The organism is Rahnella aceris, from assembly GCF_011684115.1.
Classification (GTDB): Bacteria; Pseudomonadota; Gammaproteobacteria; order Enterobacterales; family Enterobacteriaceae; genus Rahnella; species Rahnella aceris.
Genome location: NZ_JAADJV010000001.1, coordinates 1,448,115 through 1,463,737, shown reverse-complemented (window position 1 = coordinate 1,463,737; position 15,623 = coordinate 1,448,115). Strand labels below are relative to the sequence as shown.

The 15,623-nt window shown below is 51.8% G+C and carries 14 protein-coding genes; 6 read left to right on the top strand and 8 right to left on the bottom strand.

What is annotated here, in order from left to right; genetic code table 11:
- Nucleotides 1–40 precede the first annotated feature (40 nt).
- The 3 genes from prs to lolB all read right to left on the bottom strand — a co-directional run bounded on the left by prs (nucleotide 41) and on the right by lolB (nucleotide 2,639).
- Nucleotides 41–988, bottom strand: a complete 948-nt coding sequence (gene prs, locus GW591_RS06540) for a ribose-phosphate diphosphokinase (RefSeq protein ID WP_013575591.1) — start codon at nucleotides 986–988, stop codon at nucleotides 41–43.
- Nucleotides 989–1,150: 162 nt separating this feature from the next.
- Nucleotides 1,151–2,014 (bottom strand): 4-(cytidine 5'-diphospho)-2-C-methyl-D-erythritol kinase, encoded by an 864-nt coding sequence (ispE, locus tag GW591_RS06535; RefSeq protein WP_166860337.1) that lies wholly within the window; start codon nucleotides 2,012–2,014, stop codon nucleotides 1,151–1,153.
- A gap of 1 nt (nucleotide 2,015) precedes the next feature.
- Entirely contained in the window at nucleotides 2,016–2,639 is a 624-nt protein-coding gene (lolB, locus tag GW591_RS06530; protein WP_013575589.1) for a lipoprotein insertase outer membrane protein LolB, read from the bottom strand.
- A gap of 262 nt (nucleotides 2,640–2,901) precedes the next feature.
- Here lolB and hemA point away from each other — a divergent pair, with 262 nt between their 5' ends.
- The 6 genes from hemA (at nucleotide 2,902) to kdsA (ending at nucleotide 8,319) form a co-directional block, all read left to right on the top strand.
- Nucleotides 2,902–4,164 carry a glutamyl-tRNA reductase gene (gene hemA, locus GW591_RS06525; RefSeq protein ID WP_013575588.1) on the top strand — a complete coding sequence of 421 codons (1,263 nt, stop codon included), beginning with the start codon at nucleotides 2,902–2,904 and terminating at the stop codon, nucleotides 4,162–4,164.
- A 32-nt stretch (nucleotides 4,165–4,196) separates the two neighbouring features.
- Nucleotides 4,197–5,279 (top strand): peptide chain release factor 1, encoded by a 1,083-nt coding sequence (gene prfA / locus GW591_RS06520; protein ID WP_013575587.1) that lies wholly within the window; start codon nucleotides 4,197–4,199, stop codon nucleotides 5,277–5,279.
- Entirely contained in the window at nucleotides 5,279–6,148 is an 870-nt protein-coding gene (gene prmC / locus GW591_RS06515; protein ID WP_013575586.1) for a peptide chain release factor N(5)-glutamine methyltransferase, read from the top strand. The genes prfA and prmC overlap by 1 nt, the downstream gene beginning before the upstream one ends.
- A gap of 19 nt (nucleotides 6,149–6,167) precedes the next feature.
- On the top strand, nucleotides 6,168–6,557 hold the full coding sequence (locus GW591_RS06510; RefSeq protein ID WP_013575585.1) for a SirB2 family protein: 390 nt from the start codon (nucleotides 6,168–6,170) through the stop codon (nucleotides 6,555–6,557).
- A gap of 2 nt (nucleotides 6,558–6,559) precedes the next feature.
- Nucleotides 6,560–7,369, top strand: a complete 810-nt coding sequence (gene sirB1 / locus GW591_RS06505) for an invasion regulator SirB1 (RefSeq protein ID WP_013575584.1) — start codon at nucleotides 6,560–6,562, stop codon at nucleotides 7,367–7,369.
- A 95-nt stretch (nucleotides 7,370–7,464) separates the two neighbouring features.
- Nucleotides 7,465–8,319, top strand: a complete 855-nt coding sequence (gene kdsA, locus GW591_RS06500; RefSeq protein WP_015689950.1) for a 3-deoxy-8-phosphooctulonate synthase — start codon at nucleotides 7,465–7,467, stop codon at nucleotides 8,317–8,319.
- Nucleotides 8,320–8,382: 63 nt separating this feature from the next.
- Here kdsA and dauA read toward each other — a convergent pair whose 3' ends face one another.
- From dauA to GW591_RS06475, 5 genes are all read right to left on the bottom strand, one after another.
- Complete coding sequence (gene dauA, locus GW591_RS06495) at nucleotides 8,383–10,050, bottom strand: C4-dicarboxylic acid transporter DauA (protein ID WP_037034063.1); 1,668 nt, start codon at nucleotides 10,048–10,050, stop codon at nucleotides 8,383–8,385.
- Nucleotides 10,051–10,471: 421 nt separating this feature from the next.
- A complete protein-coding gene (locus GW591_RS06490) occupies nucleotides 10,472–11,179 on the bottom strand; it encodes a GNAT family N-acetyltransferase (protein ID WP_013575581.1) in 708 nt (235 codons plus the stop codon).
- Between the two features lie 889 nt (nucleotides 11,180–12,068).
- A complete protein-coding gene (locus GW591_RS06485) occupies nucleotides 12,069–13,391 on the bottom strand; it encodes a c-type cytochrome (protein WP_166860335.1) in 1,323 nt (440 codons plus the stop codon).
- Nucleotides 13,392–13,413: 22 nt separating this feature from the next.
- On the bottom strand, nucleotides 13,414–15,018 hold the full coding sequence (locus tag GW591_RS06480; RefSeq protein ID WP_013575579.1) for a GMC family oxidoreductase: 1,605 nt from the start codon (nucleotides 15,016–15,018) through the stop codon (nucleotides 13,414–13,416).
- Nucleotides 15,011–15,580, bottom strand: a complete 570-nt coding sequence (locus GW591_RS06475; RefSeq protein WP_119261658.1) for a sugar dehydrogenase complex small subunit — start codon at nucleotides 15,578–15,580, stop codon at nucleotides 15,011–15,013. Before GW591_RS06475 ends, GW591_RS06480 begins: the two co-directional genes overlap by 8 nt.
- Nucleotides 15,581–15,623 lie beyond the last annotated feature (43 nt).

Below are 15,623 nucleotides of genomic sequence, written 5' to 3'. Positions count from 1 at the left end.
CTGTCAAAACAAAATGCCCCTGAAAACAGGGGCATAATGATTAATGCTCGAACATCGCAGAAATGGATTCTTCATTGCTGATGCGGCGGATAGCCTCAGCCAGCATGCCTGACAGGGTCAGGGTACGCACTTTTTTCAGTGCACGGATTTCAGCGGAGAGCGGGATGGTGTCACAGACAATCACTTCGTCGATGACGGAGTTTTTGATGTTTTCCACTGCATTGCCGGAGAAAATCGGGTGGGTGGCATACGCGAATACGCGTTTAGCACCGCGTTCTTTCAGTGCTTCGGCAGCTTTACACAGCGTGCCGCCGGTATCGATCATGTCATCAACCAGTACGCAGTCACGACCAGCGACGTCACCGATGATATGCATCACCTGAGAAACGTTTGCGCGTGGACGACGTTTATCAATGATAGCCATATCGGTATCGTTCAGCAGTTTTGCCACAGCACGGGCACGAACAACACCGCCGATATCCGGAGAAACCACAATCGGGTTTTCCAGGTTCTGTTGCAACATGTCTTCAAGCAGAATAGGGCTGCCGAACACGTTGTCTACCGGGACATCGAAGAAGCCCTGAATCTGCTCTGCATGCAGGTCTACAGTCAGAACACGGTCAACACCGACGCTGGACAGGAAGTCAGCAACAACTTTAGCGGTGATAGGCACACGGGCAGAACGAACCCGGCGATCCTGACGTGCATAGCCGAAGTAAGGAATAACGGCTGTGATACGACCAGCGGAGGCGCGGCGTAAGGCATCAACCATTACGACCAGTTCCATCAGGTTATCGTTAGTAGGCGCGCAGGTGGACTGGATAATGAAAATATCTCCGCCACGTACATTTTCGTTAATTTGCACGCTTACTTCACCGTCGCTGAAACGACTGACGGCGGCGTCACCAAGGCTGGTGTATAAACGGTTGGCAATACGTTGTGCTAGTTCCGGGGTGGCGTTACCAGCAAAAAGCTTCATATCAGGCACGAGAAGAACCTCAGGCTTGCGTCCAGGGAAGACATTGGCTTTTGGCACCACCGGGCGGTGAGCGGTACCAAAGCATTATGCTCACGATACTTCTAAATCTTACTACTTAAATCTGTTGAATAATTGGCTGGCAAAGAACAGACACAAAACTACCGTGACTCTCTACGCTTTGCCCGCAGTTCTCAACCAGACGTCACGAAAACGGTGCAACGGCGAGATATTAACACCTTGTGCGACAAAACTCCGACTCCACGATGGTGTTTTGTCTAAAACCTGACGGGCGGCAGACTCGGTGTCGAATTCCGCAAACACACAGGCACCCGTTCCGGTCAGTCGCGACGGCGCGTATTCTAACAGCCAAGAAAGTAGCTGTTCAACCTCGTAAAAACGTTTTCTCGCAATCGGTTCGCAATCATTTGCGTAAGGCGTGTCTAAAAGCACATTTACAGTGCGTTTTGGTGTATTTCTGGTCAGTTGCGGATCGCTGAAAATCACCGGCGTCGCAATGCTGACACCCGGATGGGCGATCAGATACCATTTTTCCACCGGTTCGACCGGCTGCAAAATCTCGCCAATCCCTTCAGCAAAGGCAGCATGGCCCATCACAAAGACCGGCACATCCGCGCCCAGCGTCACACCCATCTGAGCCAGTTCGGTATCAGAAAGGCCGCAATTCCATATCGCATTCAGTGCCACCAGCACAGTGGCGGCGTTGGAAGAACCGCCGCCCAGACCGCCGCCCATTGGAATTCGTTTTTGCAAGGTAATGTCTGCCCCCTGAGACGTGCCCGCGTGCTGTTGCAGAAGACGGGCGGCGCGTACCACCAGATTCTCGTCATCTGCAACGCCTTCAACTGGCGTGGTCAGCACGATATCGCCGTCGTCGCGGACTTTAAAACTCAGGCTGTCACCGTAATCCACAAACTGAAACAGTGTCTGCAGATCATGGTAGCCATTCGGGCGCTGGCCGGTGATATAAAGGAACAAATTGAGTTTAGCCGGAGAAGGCCACCATTGCTGCGTCATCTCAGTTTAGCGTCCAGTTATCCATTTTCAGCTTGATACGCTGTTCTCCCTGGGTCATTTCCAGACGCTGCGGCAGGGACGGTTTGGCATCCTCGTCATAGCTCTGATACACCACGGTGCCTGGTTTTCCGTTCTGCGTGAACTTAACTTGTGACAGGCGGTACTGACTGTCGAGGGTGAAATCGGTGCCGTCACCCGGCAAACCGAGCATCCACAAACGCAGATTAGCCAACGGAATCGACATGCCGGTCAGTTTCTGGATCATGTCATCCGGATTATCACTGGTGTAATGCTTGCCTTCATTGTTGGTCAACTGCGCAATACCGCTTTGCACTTTTAATTCCATTTCCGTGCTGCCAAGCGGATTGGTCAGCAATAAACGGTAGCTGTCAGGGGAATATTGTTGCCAGAAGAAGCGGGCATAGACTTTCTGTTTATCGGAAAGATAAGCGAAAGAACCGCGGGTCTGATAATGCTCGAGCTGTTTAACCTGAGCTTCGTGTTCACGCCACTGCGGTGAAGTCGGGCTGGTCGCCGGGCCTTTCGGCGCGTTAATCGAACAGGCGGCAAGGACTAAGCTTGCAAGAGGAAGAAGGCGAACAAAGTGTGCTTTACGCATTGGCATAACAGATAAAATCCTTTGTGCTTTGGCGAAATGGGATGCCAGGGCAAATGTGGCGTGCGTCAGTTTAGCACAGCCCGCGCGAGGGGTGATCTCAACCCTGTGCAGATGATCGGCGATTGAAAGGTTTTGGGACAATGCTGATGTGTAAAAGGATTTAACCGAAGATGCTGTTCGCCTTTTATTGATCTCGCGCATCTTGTAGAATGCCCAACAGACGTAAACCCATACTATTATAAAGTATAAGCCGATAATCGCTCTCCCTATGACCCTGCTTGCATTAGGTATCAACCACAAAACTGCCCCGGTGTCTCTGCGTGAACGGGTAACATTTTCACCCGAGACTCTCGATCAGGCGCTCTCCAGTCTGCTCCAGCAACCGCTGGTGCAGGGCGGTGTCGTGTTGTCTACCTGCAACCGCACTGAGCTGTATCTGAGCGTTGAGCAACAGGAAAACCTGCAGGAGCAACTGGTTAAGTGGTTATGCGATTACCATCATCTGAGTGAAGATGAAGTGCGCAAAAGCCTGTACTGGCATCATGATAATGAAGCCGTCAGCCATCTGATGCGCGTGGCAAGTGGACTGGATTCACTGGTGTTAGGCGAGCCGCAGATTTTGGGGCAGGTTAAAAAAGCCTTCGCCGAATCGCAAAACGGACGGGCGGTTTCCGGTGAACTGGAGCGTCTGTTCCAGAAATCGTTCTCCGTGGCCAAGCGTGTGCGTACTGAAACTGATATTGGCGCCAGCGCCGTTTCTGTTGCGTTTGCGGCCTGTACTCTGGCACGCCAGATTTTCGAATCCCTTTCTGAGCTAACCGTTTTGCTGGTCGGTGCGGGTGAAACCATCGAACTGGTGGCGCGTCATCTGCATCAGCATAATGTCCGCCACATGATGATTGCCAACCGTACGCGTGAACGTGCGCAGGTGCTGGCGACGGAAGTGAACGCAGAAGTGATCAGTCTGCAGGATATCGATTCCCGCCTCGCTGAAGCGGACATTATTATCAGTTCTACCGCCAGCCCGCTGCCGATTATTGGTAAAGGCATGGTCGAGCGCGCGTTAAAAGCCCGCCGTAACCAGCCGATGCTGATGGTGGATATTGCCGTTCCGCGTGATATCGAACCGGAAGTCGGCAAACTGGCGAACGCCTATCTGTACAGCGTCGATGACCTGCACAGCATCATTCAAAACAATCTTGCACAACGCAAAGCGGCGGCCATTCAGGCTGAAACTATCGTTGAGCAGGAGAGTTCAAACTTCATGGCCTGGCTGCGTTCGCAGGGAGCCGTTGAAATTATTCGTGATTATCGCTCGCGTGCTGATATTATTCGCGCCGACGCACAAGCAAAAGCTCTTGCCGCCATTGCGCAGGGCGCTGACGTCGAAGCGGTGATCCATGAATTAGCCCACAAATTGACAAACCGCCTTATTCACGCACCAACCCGTTCTCTGCAACAGGCAGCCAGCGACGGTGATGTGGAGCGTTTGCAAATTTTACGCGACAGCCTCGGGCTGGGTCAGCAATAGTTCTCCTTTTCTCACAGGGTTAAACACCACGCATGAAGCCTTCTATTGTTGCCAAACTGGAAGCGTTACAAGAGCGCCACGAAGAAGTGCAGGCGATGCTTGGCGATGCCGGCGTCATTGCCGATCAGGATAAATTCCGCAGTCTTTCCCGCGAATATTCACAGTTAACGGCTGTTTCTGAATGTTTTCTGGCCTGGCGTCAGGCACAGGAAGATTTAGAAACCGCTGAGATGATGCTCGACGATCCTGAGATGCGCGAAATGGCGCAGGATGAGATCAAAGAGTGCAAAGCCAATATCGAAGAACTCGAAGAAAAATTACAGGTTCTGTTACTGCCAAAAGATCCGGACGATGAACGCGGTTGTTTCCTGGAAATTCGTGCAGGAACCGGCGGTGATGAGGCGGCTATTTTCGCCGGTGACTTATTCCGTATGTACAGCCGCTACGCCGAAATGCGTCGCTGGCGTGTAGAGATCGTGAGCGCCAGCGAAGGCGAACACGGCGGTTATAAAGAAGTGATCGCCAAAATCAGTGGTGAGGGCGCTTACGGCCAGTTCAAATTTGAGTCAGGCGGCCACCGCGTTCAGCGTGTACCGGAAACCGAATCTCAGGGGCGTATTCATACCTCCGCCTGTACCGTTGCCGTGATGCCGGAAATTCCGGAAGCCGAGCTGCCGGAAATCAACGCTGGCGATTTGCGCATTGATACTTTCCGCTCATCCGGCGCTGGCGGACAGCACGTTAACACCACGGATTCCGCGATTCGAATTACCCACATTCCAACCGGTATCGTGGTGGAATGTCAGGATGAACGTTCACAGCACAAAAACAAAGCCAAAGCGATGTCCGTGCTGGGCGCGCGTATCCGTGCTGCGGAAGTGGCAAAACGTCAGGCAGAAGAAGCCTCGACGCGCCGTAACCTGCTCGGCAGTGGCGACCGTTCTGATCGCAACCGTACCTACAACTTCCCGCAGGGGCGTGTTACCGATCACCGCATCAACCTGACGATTTACCGTCTGGATGAAGTGATGGAAGGTAAACTGGACAGTCTGATCCAGCCGATCGTGCAGGAATATCAGGCCGATCAACTCGCCGCGCTATCTGAGCAGGACTGATGGATTTTCAGTCCTGGCTGCGTGATGCCACCCGCCGTCTTGCTGCGGGTGAAAGCCCGAAGCGGGATGCTGAAATCTTGCTTGGTTTTGTGACCGGCCGGGCAAGAACTTTTATTATGGCTTTTGGCGAAACGCTGCTGACAGCCGGACAACTTCAACAACTGGAAATTCTGCTTGCGCGACGTGAGCAGGGCGAACCCGTTGCCTATCTGACCGGCGAGCGAGAATTCTGGTCGCTGCCACTGTCTGTTTCTCCCGCGACATTAATTCCCCGTCCTGATACCGAATGCCTGGTGGAACAGGCGTTGATCCGTCTGCCTTCTCAACCCGTCAGCATACTGGATCTCGGCACAGGAACTGGTGCGATTGCACTGGCGCTGGCCAGTGAACGCCCGGATTGCAAGGTTACCGGTGTCGATCTGCAACCGGATGCTGTACGCCTCGCCCAACACAACGCGCAAAAGCTGAATATCCTGAATGCGCGATTTTTGCCGGGCAGTTGGTTTTCACCGGTAGCCGGTGAACGTTTCGCGCTGATAGCCAGTAATCCGCCGTATATCGATGCCGCCGATCCGCACCTGGCGAAGGGTGATGTACGTTTTGAGCCCGCCAGCGCGCTGGTGGCAGAAAATGCCGGTCTGGCTGATCTGGCGCATATTATTCAGGCGGCACCCGCGTATCTTCACAAAGGCGGCTGGTTACTGCTCGAACATGGCTGGCAGCAGGCGACTGACGTGCAGGCGTTATTGCGCGATGCCGGTTATCAGCATATCGCGACGGTAAAAGATTATGGCGATAACGATCGTGTCAGCCTCGGGCAGTGGGAGCCGCTACACGGATCAGAAGAAAATCAATTGGTTAGAATTTAAATTTCAAAGGAAACGGACAATGGTATATGTCTGGATCAAGAATCTGCATCTGCTCACTATAACCCTGAGTATTGCATTGTTTGTTTTACGATTTTTTTGGAAATGGGCAGGTTCTGCTATGATGCAGAAACGCTGGGTGAAGACTGTTCCCCATATTGTGGATACAGTGCTGTTATTAAGTGGTATTTCGCTTATCTTCATCACACACTTTTATCCGTTCAGCCCTCAGGGAACCTGGCTGACCGAAAAGATTTTTGGCGTTATTATCTATATCGCGCTGGGTTTTGTGGCCCTGAGCAAGCGACCAGTCAGTCAGAACATCCGCTGGCTGGCCTTTATTCTGGCGCTCGCTTGCCTGTATCTGATTCTTAAACTGGCGCTGACGAAAATACCGCTGCTAATGGGATAACTATGAGTACCCTTGCTGATTTTGAATTTAACACCGCCCGGCTCAGTACCGGGGTGATCAAAGTAACGGAAGCCGTGCGTTTCGATTTCAATGCGGACGACGTTCGCCACCAGTTACAGTCACTGGTCGATGAAGCCCGCCGTGTCGTTCCTGAAGAGCTTGATCAGGATCAGCAGCTCGAAGTGTTGATTGAACTGTTTTACCGCACCTGGGGTTTTGGGGGCGCTGGCGGCGTTTATCGTCTGTCTGATGCTATCTGGATCGACAAAGTGCTGTCTTCGCGTCAGGGCACACCGGTTTCACTGGGGGTGATTTTTCTGCACATTGCTCATGAACTGAGTTTGCCGCTGATGCCGGTGATTTTCCCCACTCAGCTTATCTTGCGTGCTGACTGGCTCGACGAAGAAATGTGGCTGCTTAATCCGATCAACGGCGATACGCTCAATGAGCATATGCTCAGCGTATGGCTGAAAGGCAATCTGGGCGTAATGGCGGAAATAGAAGATGACGATCTGGAAGAAGCGGAAAACACGCTGATCGTCCGCAAAATGCTTGATACGCTGAAAGCCGCGCTGATGGAAGAAAAACAGTTCGAACTGGCTCTGCGCGCCAGTGAAACGGTATTGCAGTTTGACCCGGAAGACCCCTATGAAATCCGCGATCGCGGGCTGATTTATGCTCAGCTGGAATGCGACCATGTGGCGATTTCTGATCTCAATTATTTTGTTGAGCAGTGTCCGGAAGACCCGATTTCAGAAGTGATTAAAGTGCAGATCCATTCGATTGAGCACAAACAAGTTACGTTGCACTAATTTATACTTACCTTACGTCACATCCGCAAAGTTATGACAGAACAATGAGTTATGTTATTTTCGGGTGAAAGATTTATCACTAAAAAGGCCAAAGCATGAAACATAAAGTGGTTAGCATTCAGGACATCAAAGTCGCCAACGATCTGCCGTTTGTATTGTTCGGCGGGATGAATGTACTGGAATCGCGCGATATGGCGATGCGTGTGTGCGAGCATTACGTCACTGTGACGCAGAAACTCGGCATTCCTTACGTGTTCAAGGCGTCTTTCGATAAAGCCAACCGCTCATCTATTCATTCCTACCGTGGTCCGGGCCTGGATGAAGGTATGAAAATTTTCCAGGAGCTGAAAAAAGCATTTGGCGTGAAAATCATCACCGATGTGCATGAATCCTGGCAGGCGCAGCCTGTATCTGAAGTGGTTGATGTGATCCAGTTACCTGCATTCCTGGCGCGTCAGACCGATCTGGTTGAAGCCATGGCGAAAACCGGCGCAGTAATTAACGTGAAAAAACCACAGTTCGTCAGCCCCGGTCAGATGGGCAACATCGTCGACAAATTTAAAGAAGGCGGCAACGATCAGGTGATTCTGTGCGATCGCGGCAGTAACTTCGGTTATGACAATCTGGTTGTCGACATGCTGGGCATGAATGTGATGATCAATGCTACGGGCGGTCATCCGGTGATTTTCGACGTGACTCACGCACTGCAAACCCGTGATCCTTTCGGCGCTGCTTCTGGCGGTCGTCGTGCTCAGGTTGCTGAACTGGCTCGTGCCGGTATGGCGGTAGGTATCGCCGGTCTGTTTATCGAAGCGCACGAAGATCCTGCTCACGCGAAATGCGACGGTCCGTCAGCCTTGCCGCTTGATAAACTGGAACCGTTCCTGGTTCAGATGAAAGCCATCGACGATCTGGTGAAAAGCTTCCCGGCGCTCGATACCAGCAAGTAATCTGACCTATTCAGATAAAACAAAGGCGACCTCCGGGTCGCCTTTTCCGTTTACCGCGCAGGTTTATAACGCGTCGTGCAAAGAACTGTGGAAACTCAGTTTGCCTTCCACCGGCTGCATTCTGGCGCGGGCCAGGGTTTTCAGCGGCTGGAAAGGGATCTCAGCGATTCGCAGTTCTGTGCCTTCCGGCAAGGTATTGATGAAGTTGCGTAATGCACTGACGCCACCGGCATCGAGTACGGCAACGCGATCCCATACCAGAATGATCACTTTCTTGCCTTCGCTGCGCACCTGCAATTCACTGAAGATACGTTCCGCCGCAGCAAAGAACAGCGGGCCATTGATACGCAGCACCAGCGTATCTTCCGGTATGTCGGCCATCACTTCCGTCAGGCGGGTGAGTTTGGCGATACGGCGCATAAACAGCAGCGACGCCATCACGATACCTGCGGTAATCGCAATCACCATGTCGAACAGTACCGTCAGGCTCATGCAGGTCAGCATCACCAGAATGTCGTCTTTCGGTGCACGGCGCAGTAAATCCACCACTTTATGCGCTTCGCTCATATTCCACGCCACCATCAGCAATAACGCCGCCATCGCCGCCAGGGGCAGCCATGAAAGCAACGGTGCGAGAATGAGCAGGGCGAGGATCACCAGCAGCGAGTGAATAATGGCCGAGACCGGAGATGTTGCACCGGCGCGAACGTTAGCCGCAGAGCGCGCAATCGCCGCTGTAGCGGTGATGCCGCCAAAGAAAGGGCTGACCATGTTGCCGATACCCTGACCGATCAGTTCGTTATCCGAATGGTGTTTTTTGCCGGTCATGCCATCGAGCACCACGGCGCAGAGCAGGGATTCAATCGCGCCCAGCATTGCCATGGAAAACGCAGCAGGCAGCAGCGCCTGCACCAGAGACCAGCTCAGTCCGCTGCCATCGGATTGAGTCCACGGCAGGGCGAATTGCGGCAAAATAGGCGGAATGCCGTTGCCCTGCGAACCGTCAGGCAGCAGGAAGTGAAAGCGTGAACCTATGGTGGCGACAGGGTGTCCTGCCTGCATGAAAATGGCCATCACCGCGCAACCCGCCAGCAGAGCCGGAAGATGGCCGGGCACGCGCAATCCCAGTTTTGGCCAGAGGATTAATATACCGAGCGTCACGATCCCTATCGCGGCATCGCCGATATCCAGCGTTGGCAGCGCCATGACCAGCGCCGCAACTTTACTCAGATAATGTTCCGGCACCGTTGCCATCGTCAGGCCAAAGAAATCTTTAAATTGCATGGTGCCAATGGTGATCGCAATACCGGACGTAAAGCCGAGCGTGACAGGCAGCGGTATGTATTCGATCAACCGGCCAAATCGCGCCAGCCCCATGAAGAGGAGCATAAAACCAGACATCAGCGTAGCCAGCAATAAACCGGACAAACCGAACTGTTGTGAGACTGGATAGAGAATGACAACAAACGCCGCCGTCGGGCCGGAAACACTGAAACGTGATCCTCCGAAAACAGCGATGACAATCCCGGCAATGGCCGACGTATACAGCCCGTATTGCGGCGGTACACCGCTGCCAATGGCCAGCGCCATGGCCAGCGGGATGGCGATGATCCCCACGGTGACGCCAGCAATGGCATCTTTGAGTAAGCGTTGAAGCGTATATTTTTCACGAAAACAGGCGTCTATCAGTGCGCTGAAAGGCCTGATATGGCGTCTTCCTGAAGTATTCATAGGATGTAAATCACCTGACAGAAGAATGGATATTAACCCGGTATTCCTTCACCGGAAAAACGGTAGCCTACGCCTTTCAGGGCCACTACGCGTAGACATAAATCAAGCCTTGCTTACACAAAGGCGTGTTGCCGCCCTTATAGTGTAATTGTTCGCCATGTGATGTGCCGCCAGATATTTCATGCGTGAATATAATTATGGCATTCATCATCTGTATTTAACTTAATACCCGAAATCAGCCTGAAAAAGCCCGGGAGGATGCATTTATCTGTGCCGGACATACGGTAATGATGTAGTTAAAAATAATCCCGGCAACCGGATAGGCTGTTGATGAATCAGCGGATCTACACGAAAAACGCCCGATGCAGACGAAGGCTATAGTCTGCATCAGGATTGGTTTTGGTCTCTCCCCATTTACCTGCTACGGGTGAGGCATAAACTCTGCCAGCGGATACTTTTGCTTTCCTCGGTCATCAAGGTTGGAAGGGCTTAACCAACTTTCCATGGCCCGACGGATCCCATCCCACTCCTCGTCAATAATGGAGTACCAGCGGATGTCACGGCTATGCCCCTTCGAGACTTGTGTCCGTCTGAGCGTACCTTCATAGGTAAATCCAAGTCTTTCAGCCGCACTGATGGCGGCCTGATGCAGGCTGTCACATTTCCAACCGCACCGGCGATACTGGAGTGTTTCCAGGGTGTAAGAGAGTAAAAGAAATATGGCTTCTGTGCTGCACAAGGTCCGTTTCATAAGTGGTGACCAGTTAACCCAGCCAATTTCTACAGATCCGTTATCAGGGTCCATTCGTTGCAACGCGAGAAAGCCCGTGGCCTTACCCGTGGACAAATTAATCACCGCGTAAAAAAGCGGATCTTTGCTTGCGGAAAGTGAGGCGATATAGTGATCGCACTGTCTGATCGTGATGGGGCGTTTAATATGAAAGTATGTCCAGTCACGTTCGTCATCGATACTGTGCCAGGCGTCAAATAAATCCCGGCTATGTTTGAGATCAATCGGCTCAAGCAGACAATATTTCCCCCTAAGTATAACTTTTTGCGGGAGCGAGCGTGGCTGCCAGTCGGGGAGTGATTGACCCAATTCTTGTCCGTAAACATTTACTTCCGTCATTATAAACCTTCATGCGTGGTTAAATTTATAAAAGTGTCGCCGGGTGACAGTAGACAAAATGAACTCAACCTGAATACAGCAAAGTGACACACCAGTGATGATAATAATCAATACGATAAATCTGGAACGCCATACATTCTTTTTGAAAGATTTCTGAAAGTCAGTTTGGTTAACATAATAAAATCCTTATTTAACATATCCATATGTTTTCTTATATTATTTTAGCATTCCCTGGTGTGGGTGCATTGTAGCTGAAATATTTATCGGTAAAAAAATAATTTACCTTAGGTCGAAATTCATTAATTATCACAAATCAAACTCAATAGTTTGATTTATATGTACTTTAATTTTCACGGCGTTATCGGGTACTATTCAAAATAGTGCGCCAGATCACAGGGATGTATTGATGTTGTGACTAGCAGGCTAATGTTAAATGACGTTGTTATTCCTCGTTTTATTATAATTTCCCTCTGCTTTATTCTGGTTTCATCATATTATTTTTAGGTTTTTATGATTTGCGTAAATTATTTGTATTCGTTTTTTGAGTTTTCCGCGTAATGACATGTTGACAGGGCTAAATAATTAAATTGATCAGGATAATGAAAATGAGGCATACAAATTATTAAAATGTAGACTATGCTTATTAAGTTCAGGAACGTCTGGATGCAGTAGTATAAATAATGAAGTTTTTGGCGCTGATAGCCTGATGTATCAGCGCTTTTTTTTATTTTCTATCATATTTTTATTTATTGCTCTGCCGTACGAATAAGTCTCATTCAGTCGAATATTTGGACAGTGGTAATATTATTGGTATATCAAAATCTTTAACCTTCTCACAATTAAAAGGAGCCTTGTGCGGCTCCTTTTGTTTAGCTTTCACCGTCGTGAATTATTTTTGCGTGCCATCTTCAATTTTCGGCGGATAGGGCAGGTCAGCGGCTTTACGCATCTTCGCCACATCTTTCGCGGTGACCGTGGCTCCCGCCGGATTGCCAAACTGTGTGCTGACGTAATGACTCAGCGTCGCAATCTGGTCATCATCGAGCTGACTGGCAAACGACGGCATCATGATTTCGCCTTTATCCATGTGGCGCTGGACGCCGTTGAGGATGATCGAAACCTGATTGCGGCTGTCGTAAGAACCGGTGCTGGTATGGCTGAACAGTGACGGATAGGCATGGAATCCCTCGCCGCTGCCTTCACCGCCTTTGCCGTGACAGGCTGCGCAGCTGGCATTAAACAGGGCGGCGGCTGACTGGTCGATTGTCTGGCCTTCGGCGCGCAGTGGGTAAATATCCTGATTCTGCTCACCCCATGCATCTCGCGGTTTGGTTTGCTTGTCATCTCCGATTGCCGGGACGGAACGGATATAGGTGGCAATCGCGTTCAGGTCACTGTCTGAAAGATGCTGCAGACTGTGCTCAATGGCTTCTGACATCGCCCCTGACGCTGACGCCTTACCGGCAACAAAACCTGTTTTCAGGTAAGTCACCAGATCCTGCTGCGACCAGTTGCCGATCCCGGCATTTTTATCCGGCGTGATGTTGAAAGCTACCCATGAGCCTAAATCGCCACCGGAAAACGCTTTGTCGGTGTCCATGCCCATGGTCAGCGTGCGCGGCGTATGGCAGGTGCCGCAGTGTTCCAGCGCTTCCACCAGATAAGCCCCACGGTTCCAGTCCGCTGATTTGGACGGATCGTTTTTCAGCTCACCTTTGTCGAAGTTAAACAGCTTCCACACGCGCATGCCCCAGCGCTGGTTGAAAGGGAAGGACAAATCCGTCTGCGGGCCAGCGGAATGTACCGCTGGCAGCGACATCAGATAAGCTTTGATCGCTAAAACATCTTCACGTTTCATTTTGGTGAAGGAGTCGTAAGGCATAGCGGGATACAACTGTTGTCCGTCTTTGCCGACACCGTCACGTACCGCGCGCACGAATTCATCGTCCGTCCAGTTGCCAATACCAAACTGTTTGTCAGAAGAAATATTGGTGCCGTAAATCACCCCGAAAGGCGACGCCAGCGGATAACCGCCGCCGAATTTTGCCGTTTTATCCGCCCCCGGCGCAGTATGGCAGGCGGTACAGTCACCGGCTGTCGCCAGATATTCACCGCGCTTAATTAAATCTGCGTTGCCCGCTGTGTCATCAGCCCGGGCGGCGTTAGCCGCGACCATTAACGGCAGCAACGCCAGCATGAATTTCATTTTCATTACTCAGTCCTCAGAAAATCAATCAGGCCAGGCTTTTCAGCACCGTATCAGCCATACGCAATGCCAGCGCAGTTCCCGACAGCGTGGAGTTCACCGTTGAAGCAGAGGGCATAATGCCGGTCCCGGCGATGAACAGGTTCGGGTGGTCATGCGTACGGCAATCACCATCCACCACGGAATCTTTCGGGTCGCTGCCCATGATCATGGTGCCGGTAATATGCTGGTTGTTGTCGTACACCCCACGCTTGCTGTACACCACTTCGGTGCCGCCCATTTCTTTGACGATTTTCTGAAAATCAAGCATCGACTGGTCATAACCGCGGTGAACGTAGTCCGGGAATTTGTAATGCACTTCGAGGCGCGGAATACCCCATTCGTCTTTCTCGGTTTTGCTCAACACCACACGGTTTTCCGGTTCCGGCAGCATTTCCAGCAGGCATTTCAGCTGAATAAAACGCTCGGACTGATAGGTCAGTTTGTCGTTCAGCGCTTTACCGTAATAACCCTGACGCACCAGACGTTCAGTCAGATAGCGCACCGGCGAGGTATTGGCGACGTCGATACGTAACGCAGAGCGATCGCGACGGAAATCACCATCACGCAGATTATTGATACTGCCCGGGCGCATCGGGCCGCGGCCGAAATACACTGGCTCGTCGGCGTAAAACTCAACAGAGGTGCCGGGGTGATCCATCAGATTTCGACCCACCATGCCGGAGCTGTTGGCGATACCATTCGGGTATTTATCGCTGGTGGACATCAGCAACAGTTTCGGGCTTTCGATGCCGTTGGCGGTCAGCACGAAGCGTTTACCGGTGACTTTATGGGCCACTTTGTCAGCATCCAGATAGTGCACAGCCACGATCTCGCCGCTGTCACTGGCTTCGATGTTGTACACCACGGCGTTGGCAATCACGCGCACACCGGCTTCGATGGCTTTGCGCGCCGAAATACCGCCGTGATACTGCGCATCAATCGGGCAAACAGGCATACAGTTATTGTTGCCGCAGCAGGCAGGACGACCGTCATAAGGAATACTGTTACGCGCCTGCGGGCCGATACCTAATACGTAACCGAGTTTGGCAATGCGTTTGCTGATGCGGTCAAAACCGTAGGGCAGCGGAATACCCGGCAGCGGATAGGGTTGTGAACGCGGTGAATCCAGCGCGTCGTCACCGGAAACGCCCATCTGAATTTCGGCTTCGGTGTAATACGGCTCCAGATCTTCATAACTGATTGGCCAGTCACGACCCACGCCATACAGCGTTTTGATTTTCATATCATTTGGCAGCAGGCGAAACGCCTGTCCCGCCCAGTGCCAGGTTGTGCCACCGACACCGCGCAGATACTGAGCAGCGTAGAGGTCCGGGCCTTTCTGGATCAGATAATTGTTATCTTTCGGCTGGAATTTCGGTTGCGGTGCCCAGGGTTTCGGCGGATAGGGTTCGGTAAAGTCGCCTTTGAGCGGTGACTGACGGAACAGTTCTACCGCTTCGTCTCGTTTGATCACTGGCCCGGAATCGAGCATCAGCACGGAAACGCCGGCTTTGACCATTTTCAGCGCAGCCAGCGAACCGGCGATACCGGCACCAATAACAACGACATCTGCATTCAGTGCATCAGCCATGAGCAATCACCTCCGTGGAATTTTGTTGCAGTGCAGCAGGCTTGTTGACCCAGAAATTCGGTTCACCCGGCGCATAACTCGGCGGCAGCAGGTTATTTTTCAGCAACTGATAGCTGACGATATTTTCAAATCCGATACATTTCTGACTGCCGGGTTGACCGACCACACCGAGATACCAGCCACTGACCAGTTGCTGATACAACTGCGCCAGCTCTGCCGGTTGCTGTGCAAGAAGCTGATGTAAATCATCACCCACCACGCCGCGGTGTGCGGTGATCAGTGCTGAAAGGGTATCGAGTTGTGAGTCGAGCTGCGCGTTGTTCTGCGACTGATGCAGCCAGCTGTAAAGTGCCTGAGCGAGGTGCGGTTCGAGCCTGTCCATGCCGGTCAGCTGTTTAGAAAGTGCCATAAAACTGTCTGGCATTGTCACAGCTGAAGCCAGCGGTGGCGCGGCATGGGCGAGGGTAGCAAATACGCCACCGCCCAGCATCTGGCTACCGATACCCGCAACCATGACGCCCGCAGTGCCGAGTATCCACCGGCGACGAGAGAGATTGATCATGCTGAAAGTCCGTAAATGTTCCGTATAAAACGGCCATGGGCGT

Excerpts from the sequence above, each read along its gene's own strand:
- ispE (WP_166860337.1), bottom strand. The coding sequence starts at position 2,014 with ATGACGCAGCAATGGTGGCCTTCTCCGGCTAAACTCAATTTGTTCCTT.
- lolB (WP_013575589.1), bottom strand. The coding sequence starts at position 2,639 with ATGCCAATGCGTAAAGCACACTTTGTTCGCCTTCTTCCTCTTGCAAGC.
- hemA (WP_013575588.1), top strand. The coding sequence starts at position 2,902 with ATGACCCTGCTTGCATTAGGTATCAACCACAAAACTGCCCCGGTGTCT.
- prfA (WP_013575587.1), top strand. The coding sequence starts at position 4,197 with ATGAAGCCTTCTATTGTTGCCAAACTGGAAGCGTTACAAGAGCGCCAC.
- prmC (WP_013575586.1), top strand. The coding sequence starts at position 5,279 with ATGGATTTTCAGTCCTGGCTGCGTGATGCCACCCGCCGTCTTGCTGCG.
- GW591_RS06510 (WP_013575585.1), top strand. The coding sequence starts at position 6,168 with ATGGTATATGTCTGGATCAAGAATCTGCATCTGCTCACTATAACCCTG.
- sirB1 (WP_013575584.1), top strand. The coding sequence starts at position 6,560 with ATGAGTACCCTTGCTGATTTTGAATTTAACACCGCCCGGCTCAGTACC.
- kdsA (WP_015689950.1), top strand. The coding sequence starts at position 7,465 with ATGAAACATAAAGTGGTTAGCATTCAGGACATCAAAGTCGCCAACGAT.
- dauA (WP_037034063.1), bottom strand. The coding sequence starts at position 10,050 with ATGAATACTTCAGGAAGACGCCATATCAGGCCTTTCAGCGCACTGATA.
- GW591_RS06490 (WP_013575581.1), bottom strand. The coding sequence starts at position 11,179 with ATGACGGAAGTAAATGTTTACGGACAAGAATTGGGTCAATCACTCCCC.
- GW591_RS06485 (WP_166860335.1), bottom strand. The coding sequence starts at position 13,391 with ATGAAAATGAAATTCATGCTGGCGTTGCTGCCGTTAATGGTCGCGGCT.
- GW591_RS06480 (WP_013575579.1), bottom strand. The coding sequence starts at position 15,018 with ATGGCTGATGCACTGAATGCAGATGTCGTTGTTATTGGTGCCGGTATC.
- GW591_RS06475 (WP_119261658.1), bottom strand. The coding sequence starts at position 15,580 with ATGATCAATCTCTCTCGTCGCCGGTGGATACTCGGCACTGCGGGCGTC.